This is a genomic window from Psychrobacter sp. VH5 (assembly GCF_050572635.1).
Lineage (GTDB): Bacteria > Pseudomonadota > Gammaproteobacteria > Pseudomonadales > Moraxellaceae > Psychrobacter > Psychrobacter celer.
Window position 1 is genome coordinate 1,083,131 of sequence record NZ_CP192145.1, and the last position, 17,802, is coordinate 1,100,932.

Here is a 17,802-nt window from a genome sequence, read left to right on the forward strand (position 1 = left end):
AAAAGACAGGCATGCAAAGTACTTGCGCGCGCTGTCTTTATTTTTTTATATCGTACCCTCTATTGGAGTTACTATGTCTACTGCCCAAGCGTCTGCCACCTTATTAGATGGTAAAGCCCTTGCCAAACAAATCGAACAGCAACTGAGTGCGCGTGTAGACGCTATCAAAGCTAAGACGGGACGCACCCCAAGTCTAGCGACGATATTGGTCGGTGATGACCCTGCCTCTGCGACCTATGTACGTATGAAAGGCAATGCCTGTAAGCGTGTCGGCATGGACTCTATTCGGGTCGAGATGCCAAGTGCTACGATTACCAAAGAGCTGATGGCAAAGATTGATGAGCTCAATAACGACCCTGATGTCCATGGTATCTTGCTACAGCACCCTGTCCCTGCGCATATCGATGAGCGTGCATGCTTTGAGCAAATTGACTTGGCAAAAGACGTCGATGGCGTGACGTGTCTTGGCTTTGGTCGTATGGCGATGCAGCAGTCTGCGTATGGCTCTTGCACGCCGCAGGGCATTATGCACCTATTAGAGCATTACAATATTGAGCTTTCGGGTAAAGAGGCGGTCGTAGTCGGGCGTAGCGCCATTTTGGGTAAACCGATGGCAATGATGCTATTGAATGCCAACTGCACGGTGACGATGTGTCACTCAAAAACACAAGATTTGGCCGCTCATATCAAGCGTGCTGATATCGTGGTTGGTGCTGTAGGTGTGCCTGAGTTGATTAAAGCTGAGTGGATCAAAAAAGGGGCTGTGGTAGTCGATGCAGGTTTTCATCCCACCGACAATGGCGGTGTGGGTGATATCGAAATGCAAGGCATGGAAAACATTGCCAGTGCTTATACACCAGTACCAGGCGGTGTCGGCCCGATGACGATTAATACTCTCATTCGCCAGACGGTAGAAGCCGCTGAAAAATCAGCAGGCTTGGATATTAGCTAAAAAATAGCCATGTGAGTGCTGATTGCCGATAGATAAAGGGGCCTGATTGATAGAGTCAGGCAAATCAACCATCTCTTCGTTGATAGGATTTAAAAATGGCTAAAAAAGACGTAGGTATTCATGAGCGACTACAAGGTATTGGTAGAGAGTTTGTCGATGTCTGTCATTACGTTATTTTATTTTTAATCAGTGTGGTGGTGGTCTGGACGGCAGGTAAAGAGTTCATTTATATTGTCCAAAAAGGCTCAGCGGATCTAAAAGATATTTTGATGCTGTTCATTTATCTTGAGCTACTCGCTATGATAGGGATTTATTTTAAAACCCATCGACTGCCCGTACAGTTTTTGATATTTATCGCCATCACCGCATTGTCGCGACATCTGGTCGTTGATGTGCAGGCAGTGTCAGATTATTTTCATCTATGGCTATTGGCAACGATCTCTGTGGCAATCATGCTATTGAGTGGTGCTATTGTCATATTGACTTGGACGGCAAAAACCTTTGGTCGTCCAGAGGACAATCTTGATAGACAGTATGCAAATTTGACAGTCAATGCCATGCTGCCTGATAATGCGCAAGCACCAGACAGCCATACCAAGCACCGCCGTGAGTAATGAGGCACAATCAGCACAAAAAAAGGGCTACCATTGGTAGCCCTTTTTTATGTATGAATGAGTTATCACAACCATTTGAGTTTCTTAAAGTTGTAATACAAGAAGCTACACAACGCGATGATGATAATCATAATAACGAAGTAAGCGTATTTCCAATGCAGCTCAGGCATAAAGTCAAAGTTCATACCATAAATACCAGCGATGGCCGTTGGTACCGCTAAAATACCTGCCCAAGCGGCGAGCTTACGTACCACCTCGTTTTGTCCCATATTGACCATGGCCATATAGGTGTTCATTACCACGCTTAGCATCTCATTGAGGCCGTTGATAGCGTCTAACGAGTGCAGCAAGTGGTCATTGACGTCACGAAAATAGGGCTTGGCTGCTTGCGAAAACCCAGAGACCAGCTCGCTTTTTTTGTGATTGATAAAAAAACTACAGATGTCTTGCACCGGTAAGATAATCGCCCGCATGTGTACCAGCTGTGACTTGAGCTCGTAGAGGTTTTTGAGCGTGCCTTTATTAAACTCATAGGTAAATACGTAACGCTCTTGCTCACGCAGATAACGCCCCAAACGATCGGTAATCGGCATATAGTTATCCACAATAAAATCGAGAATAGCGTGCAAGACAAATATCGGCCCCATTCTGAGCTTTTCTGGGCGGCGGTGACAGTGCTCGCGGACAGGTGCGTAGGAGTTGGATGGACCATTGCGAATGGTGATTAAGTAGTTTTTGCCCATAAATATCGCAGTGGTGCCGTAGCGAATGACGTTGTCTTCAAGCTTGGCGGTACGTAAGACCACAAATACCATGTCGTTGTCATAATTTTCGACTTTGGCGCGCTGATGGTCGGCAAACGCATCCTCGATGGCAAGTTCGTGCAGACCAAAGGCTTCTTTGACTTTGACCATGGTCTGGAGGCTGGGGTCATACAAACCCAGCCAAATAAACTGGCCATTGTTACTCAGCGCCCGACTGACATCATTTAGCGCCACTTTATCGAGGTTTTCGCCGGTCTTACGAGAGTAGGCGTAGCAATTGACGACCTCATCTTCACTGGATAGATCGATATCTTCATAGCGCTCAGAATCAGGGTCATAGACCGTCATGGTCTCGATGGTATCTTCTCTGGTGGCATCGGCATCGCCATAGATATAGCTATCATCATTATCGAGATACAAATGCTCATCATTCATATCCGCATAAAGACGGTTGATGTCGGAGTTAGGTTCAATACGCGCGGTTTTTTTGAGCAATTGATCGTTATTGTGGTCCATACCCCCTCCCGTGATAAAGTAAAAAATGTCTCACAAATAAAACGCGGCGCCGTCATTAAAGCGCGTGGCTTTTTAAAGTCTCAATATCGACCAAGCTCAGCAGGCTTTCGTGACAGGCTTCGAGCTTGATCGGCGGGGCGATATCAAAGTCCAAGGCCTCGACCCAGCGCAGCGCACAGATGCACCAGTAGTCGCCAGGTTTTAATCCAGCAAAACCATACTCAGGCAGAGGCGTGATCAAGTCATTGCCGCGACTGGCAGAAAAATTCAAAAACTCGTTGGTCATCTTGGCGCAGACGGTATGCTGGCCGACATCATGACTGCCAGTATGACAAAAACCATTGCGATAATAGCCGGTAATCGGGTCAAAACAGCAGCTAGCAAGCGCCGTTCCTAAGACGTTGGTTTGGTTGATGGCTGGGTTTGGGTGGTAATCAGATGACATAAGGCTTCCGAGATAAAAATATGTGTTAGTGTAACATGAGTCTGTCTGCATGGCGCTGTTCTTGCTGAGGCAATTCGCGCACGTTTTTATCAAGTAATGCAAGCGCATAGCGGCTATTTCACGGACGCTATTTGTTCAATACGAGCAGATAGCCGTCGCCGTAGCTACTGATGCTCATGATGCCATGGACGATAATTAGATAGTAATTGTGCCCAATTGTCACTAGGCGAACCTTGACTGCTATGCTAAACTAAAGCATAAAGTGCCTTGATTATTTATCTCTGTTTATTAGCGCATAAAGATACTCGTCTTATCATCCTAAATTATACTTATTACTCACCCTGTTGCGGTTACCTAGTTTGTTTATAAATAATTGGGTCAATGATGTTGTGTGTTAAAAACACAACGATACGATGTCAATGCCCTTATAAATACAACCTTTTAGTACCGCATCAGTACCGCGTTTTTTGGTAAGCGATACGCCAAACAAGGATTTATTGTGTCTGTCAGTTCTGATTCTGCAAAACCTGCCCAGTTAAATGCAACAAAAAATGCGGCCACTCAGCCTGCCGATAGCGTTGCTAAACCCAATAGCATGTCCTACCTAAATCACTTTGCCAGCGATGTGGCCAACAGTTGGCTGTTGCCTGATGGCGTGGTGGATGTGTTGTTTGAAGACGCACATAAGCAAGAGGTGCTTAGGTACCAATTGACGCAGCAGCTGATCACTCATGGCTATCAGTTGGTCAACCCGCCGATGATTGAGTTTACTGAGTCACTGTTAAGTGACGCCTCAGAAGATTTGAAACGTCAGACGTTCAAGATCATCGACCAGCTGACGGGTCGTTTGATGGGTTTGCGTGCCGATATTACCCCGCAGATTTTGCGTATTGATGCGCATCATGGCGGTACCGGTATTGCGCGTTATTGCTATGCAGGCGATGTGATTCACACTTTGCCCTCAGGACTATTTGGTTCACGTACGCCCTTGCAGTTAGGCGCTGAGATATTTGGCTGCGCCGATTTGGCAGCCGATATCGAGCTGATTGATGTCTTGTTTGGGATAGTCAATACACTAGATATGAGCGCGGCGCTGCATATTGACTTGGGTCATGTGGCGATATTTAAGCGTTTGGCTGAGATGGCGGCGCTATCTGACAGCGACGCTGAGCAATTGATGCATTTATATGCCAATAAAAACCTACCAGAGCTCAAACGCGTTTGCCAAGCATTGCCGATGGGCGATGACTTTTATGCCTTAGCGCGTTTTGGTCACGATATCGATAATTTGCTGACCAAGCTCTCTACTGCCGCGCAGCAAGATGAACAGATATCTACGGCTATCGATGAGCTACAGCGCCTAAAAGCGCACCTAAAAACGCAGTGGCAGTGTCCGGTGAGTATCGATGTGACTGAGCTATCAGGCTATCACTATCATACTGGCATTGTCTTTAATGGCTATATCAATAGTGAGACGCAGCCGCTGGTACGTGGCGGGCGTTTTGATGGTATGCAAAGCGGTGGCCATCTGTCCGTCAGCCAGCCACGTGAAGCCACAGGCTTTAGTATGGATGTCAGCCGCTTGCTGGCGCACACGCAGCTTGAAGCGCCGAGTATCGTGCTGATCGATTATCAAGCCGCCACTCAAGCAAGCCCCGAGCAGCGACAAACCTTGCTCCAGCAGGCCACCAGCTTACGCGAGCAGGGCTACCGTGTCACCATGCCACTAAACGCGGACGACCGTCCCGATGGCGTGACACATCGTTTGGGTTTTGCTGACAATCAATGGCAACTACAAACTATCTAGCTTAACTAGATTCAGTTTGGCTGATTTATAGGTATAGTTATAATGGCATCGCCGCTTGGAAAAAGACTTTAAGATAAAACATACTTGGTTTGGCGCGGCAATAATAAGCGCACTGAGCACAAGCATCAAACACTGCTAACATCACGTTAGTTTTGCAACCGTTATTGCACACACCTCAATACATAAAGGTAAGGATTGATCATGGGTAAGAATGTCGTAGTTTTGGGTAGCCAATGGGGCGATGAGGGTAAGGGTAAAATCGTTGATTTACTTACCGAAAAAGCCTCAGCCGTTGCTCGTTTTCAAGGCGGTCACAACGCTGGGCACACACTGGTTGTCGATGGCAAAACCACCGTCCTACATTTGATCCCATCTGGTATCTTGCGCGAAGGCGTCACCTGCTTCATCGGTAACGGTGTGGTACTAGCGCCAGACGCCCTACTAAAAGAGATAAAAGATCTAGAAGCCAACAACGTACCAGTACGCGAGCGTCTACGTATCTCGCCAAACTGCCCACTCATCATGCCATATCACGTGGCACTAGACCAAGCACGCGAAGCCAAACGCGGTACAGGCAAAATCGGTACCACAGGTCGCGGCATCGGTCCTGCATATGAGGACAAAGTGGCGCGCCGTGCCATCAAGCTTGCTGACTTGTTCCGTGATGATTTAGAAGAAAAACTACGTAACCTAATTGAATATCACAACTTCCAACTGACACAGTATTATAAAGTCGATGCCATCGATTTTGATGAGACCTTTAAGCTGTGCCAAGAGTGGCGCGAAGAGATCACAGGCATGGTTACTGATGTGACCGAAGACCTCAACCAATTGCGCCTTTCTGGCAAAAACTTAATGTTTGAGGGTGCACAAGGCACGCTACTTGATATCGACCACGGTACCTATCCGTTTGTCACCAGCTCAAGCGTCACAGCAGGCGGCGTATCGACTGGTACGGGTATCGGCCCATTGTACCTAGATTATGTACTTGGTATTACCAAAGCCTACACCACGCGTGTCGGTAGTGGCCCATTCCCAACAGAGTTGTTTGATGATGTGGGTGCCCACTTAGCCAAAGTCGGCCATGAGTTTGGCGCGACGACTGGCCGCGCGCGTCGCTGCGGCTGGTTTGATGCCGAGGCATTACGCCGTGCGGTGGTATTGAACTCTATGTCAGGTATCTGCTTGACCAAGCTTGACGTCTTAGACGGTCTTGAAGAATTGCTAATCGGTGTGGGTTACAACCTCCCTGAGACAGAATGTGCTGGCGCGCACGACGCAGAGTTTTATGAGTCGGTCACACCGAAGTACGAAACGATGGAAGGTTGGAGCGAGTCTACCGTTGGTATTACCAACTATGACGACCTACCAGAAAACGCCAAAAAATACATCAAACGTATCGAAGCATTGATTGGCTGCCCAGTAGATATCATCTCAACCGGCCCTGACCGCGAAGAGACCATCGTACTTCGTGACCCGTATGATGCTTAGTGCGTACTATAAGTCTTGGTGTTATAAGCACTAACTGGCTTGTAGTATTCATCAAGTAGTATCAATTAAAAGAACCCCAGTGCTGAGCATTGGGGTTCTTTTTGGTCAATATGATGACCGTATTAACAATTAGCAGATCATAAATTTACTTTTATGCAAGGTACGGTCATAAATTAATCCTATCATTTATAGCCTCAATCATTATAATAGGCAACAATCCTATGTTGACGCTCGTGTTTTGCTATCGATAAATCATGAGTTATCCGCTTCGTCGACATGGCGGCCAACGTTAAAACAAAGCATTTACCCCTTTACTTTTACCAAACTGACCCCCTATTAGGAGTTTTTTTATGGCTAACGAACGTACTTTATCTATCATCAAGCCTGATGCAGTCGCTGGCAACAACATCGGCGCTATTTATAGCCGTTTTGAAGAAGCGGGTTTAAAAATCGTTGCTGCAAAAATGTTGCATCTTGATGACAAAAAAGCAGGCGGTTTTTACGCTGAGCATGCCGAGCGTCCATTTTATAATGCTTTGGTCTCATTCATGACTTCAGGCCCTGTCGTTGTTTCTGTATTAGAAGGCGAAAACGCCATTGCTAAGCACCGTGAAATCATGGGCGCAACCAACCCAGCCGACGCTGCCGAAGGCACTATCCGTGCTGACTTTGCTAGCAGCATCGACGAAAACGCGGTTCATGGTTCAGATTCAGCTGAGTCCGCAGCACGTGAAATCAGCTACTTCTTTAATGATGATGAAGTATGTGCACGTACGCGCTAAGATCAGCCAGTTATTGATAGCAGCCGATAGGTTGGTTATGAATAATTTGTGTCGCAAGACGGCTTATATCTGATGGGTATAAGCCGTTTTAGCTATTTTGGTTTGTCTGTTTTTTCGCCGTCCTTGTGTCATTGAAATTTTTTATTATTTGCCTCATTATTGTCTTTATCTAACATTATCAATCCTTTATCAGTATGGCTACTCATTTTTTGTGCTTGTCGCTATGTATGATTGGCATAAGTACAAGAGACGCTGCGCTCATAATGGATTGCTAATGGCCATATTTGCCATAAGGCGTATGGAGAGCAACACTCATCGCTTATATCAACAATTGCCACGCTTAATTTAGCTGATGCAAAAAGGTTACCTATTATGTCCACTGTTCAATCCCCGCTCCAGCATGTCCCTGCCACCTCCAAAGCCAGCATCAAACTGGTCGATGAAGCGCAGGCCAAGACCAATCTTTTGGGGATGACCCAAGCACAATTGGCTGACTATTTTAAAAGCCTCGGCGAAAAGCCCTTTCGCGCGACGCAGGTGATTAAATGGATATATCAGCACGGGGTGACAGATTTTGAGCAGATGACCAATCTGAGCAAGTCACTGCGCGATAAATTGTCGCTGAATGCCTGCGTGACTCCGCCTAAGGTTATTCATCGTCAGTACAGTGATGATGGTACGCGTAAATGGGTGTTTGAAGTGACGGGTGGCTCGCTGGTGGAGACGGTATTGATTCCGGCGGATGATAATAAATCAAATGGCCGCAAAACCTTGTGTATCTCTTCGCAAGTCGGCTGCGCGCTCGACTGTAGTTTTTGTAGTACCGGTAAGCAGGGTTTTGAGCGCGATCTGACGGCGGCTGAGATCATCGGGCAGCTGTGGGTGGCCAATGCTTCCTACATGAGCGATGATAATGACAGCTTAGAGGCTGTCGATCATAGCGCTTGGGAAAACCATGTCACCAACGTGGTGATGATGGGTATGGGTGAGCCTTTATTAAACTACAAGCCTGTAATCGGCTCGATGGAGATTATGCTCAGCGACCATGCTTATGGTCTCTCAAAGCGCCGTGTGACATTGTCGACCTCAGGTGTGGTACCCAAGATGTATCAGCTGGCACAAGATCTCGATGTGGCTTTGGCGATATCCTTGCACGCGCCCAATGATGAGCTGCGTGATGAGCTGGTGCCTATCAATAAGAAATACCCGTTAAGTGAGCTGATCGCCGCGGCAAAAAACTACGTGTACGATGTCAATCCACGCCACAAAAAACACGTCACCATTGAGTATGTCATGCTTGATGGCGTCAATGACAGCGATGAGCATGCGCGGCAGTTGGTGGCGTTGTTGGATGGTCTACCAAGTAAGATTAATTTAATACCGTTTAATCCGTTTCCGCATGCACCATATGACAAATCAAGCAACAACCGCATCCATGCGTTTAGCAATATCTTAAGTGAAGCTGGGTTTGTGTGTACCATTCGTCAAACGCGCGGCGACGATATCGATGCGGCTTGCGGCCAGCTGGTCGGGCAGGTCGCCGACCGCACTCGTCGTTCAGCGGCATGGCAGCAAAGCATCAAAGCGCGTGAAAACGCTGAGTTGTGATTCATCATACAATTAATCACAACTAAATTGTACTTATGGGGGCTAAATCTATTAAACTGATGCTTCGATTATCGAACGCATTGAATCCAGTTTTATGATGGCGGCTATGATGACTTCTAAAAATTCTTGTCAAAATAAGTATCAAAGCGTGTGTTTTTTGACTGACAAACCATGGATGACAGCCACGTTGCCAGTCGTGGCACAGACGGCAGTGACGTCCAAACGGCTACTGCTTGGTGTGGCGATGGTGGGGCTGTTTTTGACGGGGTGTCAAAGCACGCCAACCGATGGTTTGTTGGGGGATACCCCTTATCAGACGTCGACGCGGCCGAGCAATGATCGCAACTTGGATCAACAAGAAATTGCGCGCGTACGCACCTCGCTTGCCGCGCAATATATCCGCAAAAACGAGCTTGATACCGCCCAACGCCAGCTTGAAAAAGCCTTCGCTGCCGATAGCCGTTACGCGCCAGCCTATGATATGATGGGCGTTTTGCTGCAGCAAGAGGGCAGCCGTATCAATCTGCAAAAAGCCGATCAGTACTTTAAAAAAGCCATCGCGCTTGATAAAGACTTTGAGCAAGCTCACAATAACTATGGCGTGTATTTGTCGCAGATGAAACGCTATAAAGAAGCGGCTGAGCAGTTTGAGATTGCAGGAGCAGCGCTTGGCTACGAAGGTCGTATCGGTGCGCTGGAAAACCTAGGCCGAACCTACCTACAGATGGGCGACCGTACTGCTGCGGCCAAAGCGTTTTTGCGCGCGCTAGATGGCAACCGCAATAGCATCATCGCCCATATCGAATTGGTAGATTTATTGCTTGAGCAGCAGCGGGTGGCCCAAGCACAAAAACTTTATGACGAGACACTGATCTTGGTACAAGGGCAAGGTATCAGCCCGCGTTTGCTATTACAAGGCATCAAACTTGCGGCGGCTCAAAACAACATAACCACACGCCAGCAATTGGCACAGCAGCTTTTATCCGCTTATCCACTAAGTGATGAAGCAAAACAACTGAAGACTTGGCTTAACAATCCAGAGGCACCATGGAAATGACCACCCCATCATCAAACACTCAATCAAATACTCAGGGATCATTTGGTGCCATGTTGCAGCAAGCCCGCAAAACAAAGCAAGTCAGTCTAGAAGAGGCCGCCGCCGAGCTATTTATCTTAAAGCGTCACCTAAAAGCCTTAGAAGATGAGAATTTTGTAGATTTGCCGCAAGCCGCGTTTGCTCGTGGTTTTGCTATCAACTATGCCAAGTTTCTGGGGTTAGACCCTGTAAAGATCGCCAGTAGCTTTGATGCCGCCTATCCCAATGAGCTAAAACCATATTCAGTCAACAACATTGATACACCGCTGCGCCCGATGGGGACCTTGCAGCGTGACACTCATAACCGCATTCGTTTCAATCCGTTACTGATTATCGCGGTCATTGGCGTTATTATCTTAGCGATTTTTTTATTCCGCATGGTCAGTAATGCCAGCAAAGAAAATACCCAAGCACCGACCAACGCTGTCGAAGACATCTCGGCACTCGAGCAGGCTCAAGGCGCTGCTATCGATAGCGAGACAGGCGTGGGTGCCGCAGGCTCTGCGCTTAACATAGGCGCGGCGAGCAGCACCTCGACGTTAGAGGTGATGTTGAGCGATGAGGCGGTGGTGGTGATTACTGATGCGTCAGGGAGCAATCTGATGAACGGCGCTCAGAGCACGGGTAGCTATAAGCTATCTGGCATACCGCCATTTAATGTACAGATCGATAATGTCGATAATGTCAGCTTAATGCTCAACCAAGAGGCGGTGGCATTAGAGGCATATGCCACTGATAAGCAAGCCAGTTTTGAGCTTGCGCCATAAGTGGGCAAAAGCATAATGCCGCATCGTTAGGTATCATTGTCAGGGTTTGTTTTTATTTTTTTGTTTTAACCAAAGGGTTTGTCTATGTCAACGTCAGCGCCTATTAACCGTCGTTTTACCAAAAAAATATATGTCGGTGATGTCGCGATTGGGGGTGATGCACCGATTAGTGTGCAAAGCATGACCAATACCGAGACTTGTGATGTGGCCGCGACGGTCGCACAAATCGAGCGCTGCGTAGAAGCAGGCGCTGATCTGATGCGCGTCTCGACCCCGACGATGGATACGGTCAACGCCTTTGCCGAAATCCGTAAACAGGTCAGCGTGCCGCTCATCGCCGATGTGCATTTTGATCATAAGATTGCTTTGGCAGTGGCCGAAGCAGGCGCTGATTGTTTGCGTATCAACCCAGGTAATATCGGTAGTGATGCCAAAGTACGTGAGGTGGTTGCCTGCGCCAAGCATCACAATATCCCGATTCGTATCGGTGTTAACGCAGGCTCGCTAGAAAAAGACATCCAGCGAAAGTATAAAGAGCCGACGGGCGAGGCGATGCTAGAGTCCGCGATGCGCCATATCGATATTTTAGAGCGCCTCAATTTTGATCAGTACAAAGTCTCAGTCAAAGCCAGTAATGTGTTTTTGACATTAGAGGCGTATCGTCTGCTCTCAGCCCAAATTGACAACCCGCTACATCTGGGCGTGACCGAAGCTGGTGTCTATCGCACCGGCGCGGTCAAATCTGCCATTGCATTAGGGGGGCTACTTCTAGACGGCATCGGCGATACCATTCGTATCTCCCTTGCGGCAGAGCCTGAAGAAGAAATCAAAATCGGCTTTGATATTTTAAAATCGCTAAATATCCGCTCAAACGGCGTCAATTTTATCGCTTGTCCTAGCTGCTCGCGCCAAGAGTTTGATGTGATCAAAGTGATGACAATGTTAGAGTCGCGTCTCGAGGATATTCGTGAGCCGATGGATCTGTCAGTGATTGGCTGTAAAGTAAATGGCCCAGGGGAGGCCAAAGAAGCCGATATCGGTATCGTCGGTGCTGCGCCAAAGTCATTGGTCTACCGTATGGGCGAAAAAAGCCATTTGATCAATACCGAAAACCTAGTCGATGAGATTGAAAGTATGGTGCGCGCCCATGCTGAAGACTTGGCAAAAAAGCGCGAAAATGAGATTATTCGCGTTAAATAAATATCAGTAGCGCTAACGGATACCAGTAGTGCTGTCGCTGTTTTTAGGTTAACTATATAAAAAAGAACTTGTGATAATTGTAAGGATATGACCGTACCATGATCAAAGCTATCAAAGGGTTTAATGATATTTTGCCTACCCAATCGGCAAAATGGCTACAGTTAGAGGCGATATTGGCGGATGTGCTGGGTAGGTACGGTTATGAGCATATTCGCCTGCCTATCGTTGAGCAGACTGATTTGTTTGCTCGTGCTATTGGCGGGGCCACCGACATCGTCGAAAAAGAGATGTATAGCTTTGCCGATAAATCTGAGCCGCCCACTCCTTTGACCTTGCGCCCAGAGGGTACCGCAGGCGCGGTAAGGGCTGTAATCGAGCACAATCTACTGCGCGGTGATACGCCCAAACTATGGTACATCGGCCCCATGTTTCGCTATGAGCGCCCGCAAAAAGGCCGCTATCGTCAGTTTCATCAATTAGGAGTCGAAAGCTTCGGTAGTGCGCTGCCCGATGCCGATGCTGAGCTGATCGCGATGACGCATCTGATGTGGCAAGCGCTGGGTCTCAAAGACGAGATGCGCTTGCAACTAAACAGCTTGGGTGAAATCGACGAGCGCCATGCTTATCGTGAGGCCCTAGTCGCTTATCTAACCGACAAACAAGATCAGCTTGACGAGGATAGCAAGCGCCGTCTGACGACCAACCCGCTACGTATCTTAGACAGCAAAGAGGCGAGTACGCAGGCGTTATTGAATGATGCGCCAAAGCTGGCTGAGTTTTTGGGTACGGAGAGTATGGCGCACTTTGAGCAAGTGCAGGCATACTTGACCGCGCTTGGTATCGATTTTGAGATCAATCCGCATCTGGTACGCGGTCTGGATTATTACAATAAGACCGTCTTTGAATGGGTGACAGACAAGCTAGGTAGCCAAGCCACCGTCTGTGCAGGTGGTCGTTATGATGGTTTGATTGGCCAGCTAAAGTCTGCTGGTACCGACGGCAGTAAACCTGCCAAATCTGAGCCTGCCGTTGGATTTGCTATGGGGCTTGAGCGTTTATTGTTGTTACTAGAGGCGGTCGCGCCGATGGCAGACGTTTCGGCCTGCGATGTCTTTGTGGTCGCTCATCCAGAAGTCTATAGCGCAGGTATCAAGTATGCCCAAAACCTACGTTATGAGCGTCCAGATATCCGAGTCAAGATGGCAAGTGCCACCAGCCTAAAAGCGCAAATGAAAAAGGCGGATAAATCAGGGGCTGCGCTCACGGTGATTATTGCTCAGCAAGAGCTCGATGACAATTTGGTGAGTATCAAAGATATGCAGACAGGCGAGCAGCGTAGTGTCTCGCAAGACTGGCTATCGAATGCAGACAATTTTTCGCGCCAGTGATGAATGGGTCGATCGATTAGTCGATCAATTAATAGGTTAATCAGTTGATATCGGCTTTCGCCTCAGCATTTTTATAACACTTTTATTAGGTAACCCTTTATGGCTTTGACACCCAATTCGCCAAATCCAGACAATTCAATGGACGCGTTAAAGCAGTATGGCAGTTATATCGTTACTGCGATTTTGTTGGCGTTGGCCGCTTATTTTGGTTGGACATACTGGCAAAATAACCATGCGCGCGTTGATACAGTCGCAGCAGATCACTACGCGGATATCCAGCGGCTTAATGAAGAAATCAGTCTGGCGGCGCAAAACCCAGATTTGGAAGCTGAGGCGCAAGAAGCGCTGGCACAAAGCCGCACACAACTTGATAAAGATATCGATGCATTGGTTGCCGCCCACGGCGAATCAGTCTATGCGTGGCAAGCACTGATGATAAAAGCCCGTCACCAAGTGGATAGTGATGATTTTACCGCCGCGGCAGATACCCTGAAGCAGGCATTGGCAATTGACTTGGGCGACGCTGGCCTAAGCGCCATCACTCGTCTACGTTATGCCAACACGCTACTGGCAGCAGGTGATACTGAGGGCGCACTGGCAGAAGCCAAACAAGACATGCCAAGCTCATTTGAAGCCAGTCAGCAAGAGTTGCTAGGCGATATCTATCTGGCACAAAACGATAAAGATTTGGCCATCAACGCTTACAATAATGCGTGGGAGCTGTTACGTGAGCGTCAAGAAATGCGTGCAGTATTGGCACTGAAGATGGAGAGCTTGGGGGTAATGCCTGAGCCCATCGAGTCGCAAGCCAGTCTGATTCAAGAGCCTGCTGTACCAGAGCCTGCGATATCTGAGCCGCCAGCAGTGGTAGAGGGCGCATCGGCCGAAGTTACACAGTAGTGGTATTGTATTAGGCGCTATTAACGAATAATAGCGCTGATGTTTTATCAGCACCCTAGGCAGTACCAACAGAATTCTATATGCTAGATTGGCGGCCAGTGGGCTGATCGTGAGAGTAGAGTTGATAAGTGGCTGTTATCTATTTAAAAAAATTTATAACCATCACCAAGACAATTAAAACCAGGCAACACTGTGAGCAGATCATTGATGGATGAGCCACAGACTGACCGCCCAATCCACTAATCCATAATAATTTTTATAGTGAGAACCTATGATGACTCAATCCATTCGCTCGAGCAACATGTCAACAGCCAATATTATCAAAAAGACAGTCATGCATGTGGCCGTACTGGCAGTAATGAGCACTGCAGTGATTGGGTGTAATCGCGGTATCAAGCCTGTCGTCAATGATCCTGTCGATTTGGTACAAATTGCAGAGCCGGTCACTGTGCTACAGCCTGTCTTTAGCGCAGATGTTGGCAATAAAAAAGCCAGTAAAAAAGATCCTTTGGCGCTGCAAGTTGGCTATGCCAATGGTCAAATCGTCACAGCCTCACGCGGTGGCGACTTGATAGGGTTTGATAATGCAGGTGAGCGTCTGTGGTCAGTCAATGTCGGTGATCAAATCACCGGCGGCGTGACAGTAGATGCCTTAAGCCAAACAGCAATCATTAGTACACGTGGCGGTCAGGTGATGGCGTTTGATAGTACAACGGGTGCCAAACGCTGGCAGCAGCAGCTATCAGGGTCGGTATTGACGCCAGCTTTGGTCAGTAATAATCGCGTGATTTTGTCAGCGAATGATGGGTTTTTGCACGGCTTATCTCTACAAACCGGCCAGTCCGTATGGCAGTTTGCCACCCAAGTGCCTGCCATCAGTGTACGCGGTAGCGCCGCGCCAACCCTCCTAGACAGCAAGACCGCGTTGCTGGCGACCGCAGATGGCCGTTTGCATGCGGTGACGGTTGATAGTGGTCTGCCGCAGTGGTCGAGACGCGTCGGTGTCGGTATGGGCAGCAGCGAAGTTGAGCGTATGAGCGATGTCGATGGCACGCCTACTGTTGATCAAAACCAGCTGTTTGCAATCAGCTATAGTGGTCAGTTATTGGGTATTGATTTGGCCTCGCGTCAGGTTTTATTTGTCAATGAGCTTGCCAGTCTCAAATCCCTTGCTGTCAATAATCAGCAAGTCATCGCCACCAGCCTAGATGGTAAAGTGGTTGCGTATGATCGCAGCAATGGCGAGATGCTCTGGGAGAGCGATGAGCTGGCGTATCGTCACTTGACCAACCCTGTGATGATTGGTGATTATATCGCGGTCGGTGATTTAGAAGGTGTGGTGCATTTGTTCAACCCTGCTAATGGTCAAATCATCAGCCGTGTACAGACCAAGGGGGCGTTGACCAACTTGCAAGTACAAGGCAGTCGTTTGCTAACGCAGAGCACCTCAGGTCAAGTGGCTATCTGGCAGCTGATACGTTAAGTATCATAGACTGTGTCACGCGGCAGCTGATGAGTCGTGATATTGTTATCAGCCAGCCATTAGACTTGCGGATTGATATCACGATCACTACTATTATCACTCACGCTGCTAGGTCAGCGTTTTGTGCTTGGTTGTAAACTGCTTGTTTAAACGCAGGCTTTCGCGTACTCTATGCGACCGATATGTGGTAGGTTTACCATATAGACGACATCATTTGATAGATCCGATAAAATGGTGTCTGAGAGATACAATCATCACTGTAGGCTTGCTTACTATAGAGTCTATGTCATAGGGTCGATGATTGTATCTGCTGTCGTTTTATCATTTATATTAATTTGCGGTCACGTACAACAATATTTGCGACTATGATTTTAGTCGCTGTACGGTCTGCCATTGTGCCTTTCACTGAGAGTAACCCATGAGTATCAAGCCTGTGGTCGCCTTAATTGGTCGTCCAAACGTCGGTAAATCCACCTTATTTAACCAGTTTACAAAAAGTCGGCAGGCATTGGTTGCTGATATGTCGGGGCTGACGCGTGACCGTCAGTACGGCGATGCTACCTACGAAAACAAATCGTTTATCGTTGTCGATACGGGTGGTATTGGTGAGGCAGATGATGGCAGTGGCAATATCGATGATTATATGTCTGAGCAATCGCACACAGCGATTCATGAGGCAGATATCATCGTGTTTGTGGTGGATGCGCGGTCTGGGATGATTGGCGCTGATGCTGAGATTGGTAAGTTTTTGCATACATTGGGCAAGCCTGTCTATGTGGTCGCCAACAAAGTCGATGGCGTCCATGATGCCGCGCCTGCGGAGTTTTATGCGCTTGGTTTGGGCGAGCCGTATCCGATGGCCGCCAGCCACGGCCGCGGTGTCGCTAACTTGCTAGAAGTGCTGACCGCTGATATGCCTGAGCAAGAAAACGTCGTCGAACCAAATGGCTTAAAACTTGCCATTATCGGTCGTCCAAATGTCGGCAAATCTACCTTGGTCAACCGTTTGCTTGGCGAAGATAGGGTGGTGGTGTTTGATATGCCAGGCACCACGCGCGACAGTATTTATATTCCTTATAAACGGGATGGTAAGGACTATGTCCTCATCGACACCGCAGGCGTGCGCCGCCGCGGCAAAATTGATGAAAAAGTAGAAAAATTCTCCGTTATCAAAACCCTACAAGCCATCGAAGACTCCAATGTGACAGTGATTGTCATCGATGCGCAAGAAGGCATCGTCGATCAAGACTTGCATATGATAGGCTATGCGCTTGATGCAGGTCGGGCGCTGGTGGTCGCGATAAACAAATGGGATGGTCTCAGCCAAGACCAAAAAGACTATATCAAGCTTGAGATGGATCGCCGCTTTAGCTTTATTCCTTTTGTGAAAGTGCACCTGATCTCAGCGCTACATGGTACCGGCGTGGGCAACTTATACCCGTCGATCTTGCGCGCTTATCAGTCATCTATGTTTGAGGTATCGACCAATCGCTTGACGCAGATATTGCAAGACGCTGTGACAGCCAATCCACCACCGACCGTCGCAGGTCGCCGTATCAAGTTGCGTTATGCGCATATCGGTGGTCACAACCCACCGGTCATCGTCATTCACGGCAACCAAACCAGTGCGCTACCGAAGAGCTATCAGCGTTACCTCGAAAACCAATTTCGTCAAGTCTTTAAGCTTGAAGGCACACCGCTGAATGTCGTCTTTCGACAAAATGACAACCCCTATGCCAATAAAAGCGACACGCCGACGAAAGCAAAAGCGCAGCAGCTACGCCAACGTGAGCGCAATCGGGCAAAAAAATTCACCACCAAAGACAAAAAACCTCGCTAACTTGCTAATGGCTAACTTGCCAGTGGCGAGTGTACGAACCAGTCGCTTTATGATGTCGCCTGTATCGTTGTCACGATAAGGCGGCATAGTCCTGCGCCGCTGTTTTTATTCTCACCTCGTTGTGTATAGGGCGTGTCCTCAATTCAATC

15 protein-coding genes are annotated in these 17,802 nt (G+C 48.1%); 13 read left to right on the top strand and 2 right to left on the bottom strand.

The annotated features are described in order from the left end of the window. Positions 1 to 73 precede the first annotated feature (73 nt). Together folD and ACNFVB_RS04640 are read left to right on the top strand one after the other, a co-directional pair. Complete coding sequence (folD, locus tag ACNFVB_RS04635) at positions 74 to 952, top strand: bifunctional methylenetetrahydrofolate dehydrogenase/methenyltetrahydrofolate cyclohydrolase FolD (protein ID WP_430738236.1); 879 nt, start codon at positions 74 to 76, stop codon at positions 950 to 952. 95 nt (positions 953 to 1,047) lie between these two features. Continuing rightward, on the top strand, positions 1,048 to 1,566 hold the full coding sequence (locus ACNFVB_RS04640) for a phosphate-starvation-inducible protein PsiE (protein ID WP_105245016.1): 519 nt from the start codon (positions 1,048 to 1,050) through the stop codon (positions 1,564 to 1,566). Positions 1,567 to 1,631: 65 nt separating this feature from the next. Here ACNFVB_RS04640 and corA read toward each other — a convergent pair whose 3' ends face one another. Together corA and ACNFVB_RS04650 are read right to left on the bottom strand one after the other, a co-directional pair. Then, positions 1,632 to 2,846, bottom strand: a complete 1,215-nt coding sequence (gene corA, locus ACNFVB_RS04645; protein ID WP_430738237.1) for a magnesium/cobalt transporter CorA — start codon at positions 2,844 to 2,846, stop codon at positions 1,632 to 1,634. A gap of 55 nt (positions 2,847 to 2,901) precedes the next feature. Next, positions 2,902 to 3,291, bottom strand: coding sequence for a DUF2237 family protein (locus ACNFVB_RS04650; protein ID WP_430738238.1), 390 nt, complete (start codon positions 3,289 to 3,291; stop codon positions 2,902 to 2,904). A 499-nt stretch (positions 3,292 to 3,790) separates the two neighbouring features. On the opposite strand from ACNFVB_RS04650, the gene ACNFVB_RS04655 reads away from it, so the two are divergent. The 11 genes from ACNFVB_RS04655 to der all read left to right on the top strand — a co-directional run bounded on the left by ACNFVB_RS04655 (position 3,791) and on the right by der (position 17,653). Next, the gene (locus ACNFVB_RS04655) at positions 3,791 to 5,098 is read left to right on the top strand and encodes an ATP phosphoribosyltransferase regulatory subunit (protein ID WP_430738239.1); all 1,308 of its coding nucleotides are present in this window, start codon (positions 3,791 to 3,793) and stop codon (positions 5,096 to 5,098) included. Between the two features lie 201 nt (positions 5,099 to 5,299). Next, complete coding sequence (locus ACNFVB_RS04660; RefSeq protein WP_430738240.1) at positions 5,300 to 6,589, top strand: adenylosuccinate synthase; 1,290 nt, start codon at positions 5,300 to 5,302, stop codon at positions 6,587 to 6,589. Between the two features lie 350 nt (positions 6,590 to 6,939). After that, the gene (gene ndk / locus ACNFVB_RS04665) at positions 6,940 to 7,371 is read left to right on the top strand and encodes a nucleoside-diphosphate kinase (protein ID WP_100749128.1); all 432 of its coding nucleotides are present in this window, start codon (positions 6,940 to 6,942) and stop codon (positions 7,369 to 7,371) included. Positions 7,372 to 7,743: 372 nt separating this feature from the next. Further along, positions 7,744 to 8,979: a 23S rRNA (adenine(2503)-C(2))-methyltransferase RlmN gene (rlmN, locus tag ACNFVB_RS04670; RefSeq protein WP_430738241.1), complete on the top strand. Its 1,236-nt coding sequence runs from the start codon at positions 7,744 to 7,746 to the stop codon at positions 8,977 to 8,979. A 244-nt stretch (positions 8,980 to 9,223) separates the two neighbouring features. Further along, entirely contained in the window at positions 9,224 to 10,036 is an 813-nt protein-coding gene (pilW, locus tag ACNFVB_RS04675) for a type IV pilus biogenesis/stability protein PilW (protein WP_430738470.1), read from the top strand. After that, entirely contained in the window at positions 10,027 to 10,842 is an 816-nt protein-coding gene (locus ACNFVB_RS04680) for a RodZ domain-containing protein (RefSeq protein ID WP_430738242.1), read from the top strand. Before pilW ends, ACNFVB_RS04680 begins: the two co-directional genes overlap by 10 nt. Before the next feature lie 84 nt (positions 10,843 to 10,926). Then, on the top strand, positions 10,927 to 12,042 hold the full coding sequence (gene ispG / locus ACNFVB_RS04685; protein WP_105245022.1) for a flavodoxin-dependent (E)-4-hydroxy-3-methylbut-2-enyl-diphosphate synthase: 1,116 nt from the start codon (positions 10,927 to 10,929) through the stop codon (positions 12,040 to 12,042). A 98-nt stretch (positions 12,043 to 12,140) separates the two neighbouring features. After that, positions 12,141 to 13,430, top strand: coding sequence for a histidine--tRNA ligase (gene hisS / locus ACNFVB_RS04690; RefSeq protein ID WP_430738243.1), 1,290 nt, complete (start codon positions 12,141 to 12,143; stop codon positions 13,428 to 13,430). 99 nt (positions 13,431 to 13,529) lie between these two features. After that, complete coding sequence (locus ACNFVB_RS04695; RefSeq protein WP_430738244.1) at positions 13,530 to 14,330, top strand: YfgM family protein; 801 nt, start codon at positions 13,530 to 13,532, stop codon at positions 14,328 to 14,330. Positions 14,331 to 14,604: 274 nt separating this feature from the next. Next, positions 14,605 to 15,813, top strand: coding sequence for an outer membrane protein assembly factor BamB (gene bamB, locus ACNFVB_RS04700; protein ID WP_430738471.1), 1,209 nt, complete (start codon positions 14,605 to 14,607; stop codon positions 15,811 to 15,813). Between the two features lie 418 nt (positions 15,814 to 16,231). Then, positions 16,232 to 17,653, top strand: coding sequence for a ribosome biogenesis GTPase Der (der, locus tag ACNFVB_RS04705; protein ID WP_334221639.1), 1,422 nt, complete (start codon positions 16,232 to 16,234; stop codon positions 17,651 to 17,653). The last annotated feature ends 149 nt before the right edge of the window (positions 17,654 to 17,802 follow it).

Coding starts and splice junctions, on each gene's coding strand:
- folD (WP_430738236.1), top strand. CDS start 74: ATGTCTACTGCCCAAGCGTCTGCCACCTTATTAGATGGTAAAGCCCTT.
- ACNFVB_RS04640 (WP_105245016.1), top strand. CDS start 1,048: ATGGCTAAAAAAGACGTAGGTATTCATGAGCGACTACAAGGTATTGGT.
- corA (WP_430738237.1), bottom strand. CDS start 2,846: ATGGACCACAATAACGATCAATTGCTCAAAAAAACCGCGCGTATTGAA.
- ACNFVB_RS04650 (WP_430738238.1), bottom strand. CDS start 3,291: ATGTCATCTGATTACCACCCAAACCCAGCCATCAACCAAACCAACGTC.
- ACNFVB_RS04660 (WP_430738240.1), top strand. CDS start 5,300: ATGGGTAAGAATGTCGTAGTTTTGGGTAGCCAATGGGGCGATGAGGGT.
- ndk (WP_100749128.1), top strand. CDS start 6,940: ATGGCTAACGAACGTACTTTATCTATCATCAAGCCTGATGCAGTCGCT.
- rlmN (WP_430738241.1), top strand. CDS start 7,744: ATGTCCACTGTTCAATCCCCGCTCCAGCATGTCCCTGCCACCTCCAAA.
- pilW (WP_430738470.1), top strand. CDS start 9,224: ATGGTGGGGCTGTTTTTGACGGGGTGTCAAAGCACGCCAACCGATGGT.
- ACNFVB_RS04680 (WP_430738242.1), top strand. CDS start 10,027: ATGGAAATGACCACCCCATCATCAAACACTCAATCAAATACTCAGGGA.
- ispG (WP_105245022.1), top strand. CDS start 10,927: ATGTCAACGTCAGCGCCTATTAACCGTCGTTTTACCAAAAAAATATAT.
- hisS (WP_430738243.1), top strand. CDS start 12,141: ATGATCAAAGCTATCAAAGGGTTTAATGATATTTTGCCTACCCAATCG.
- ACNFVB_RS04695 (WP_430738244.1), top strand. CDS start 13,530: ATGGCTTTGACACCCAATTCGCCAAATCCAGACAATTCAATGGACGCG.
- bamB (WP_430738471.1), top strand. CDS start 14,605: ATGACTCAATCCATTCGCTCGAGCAACATGTCAACAGCCAATATTATC.
- der (WP_334221639.1), top strand. CDS start 16,232: ATGAGTATCAAGCCTGTGGTCGCCTTAATTGGTCGTCCAAACGTCGGT.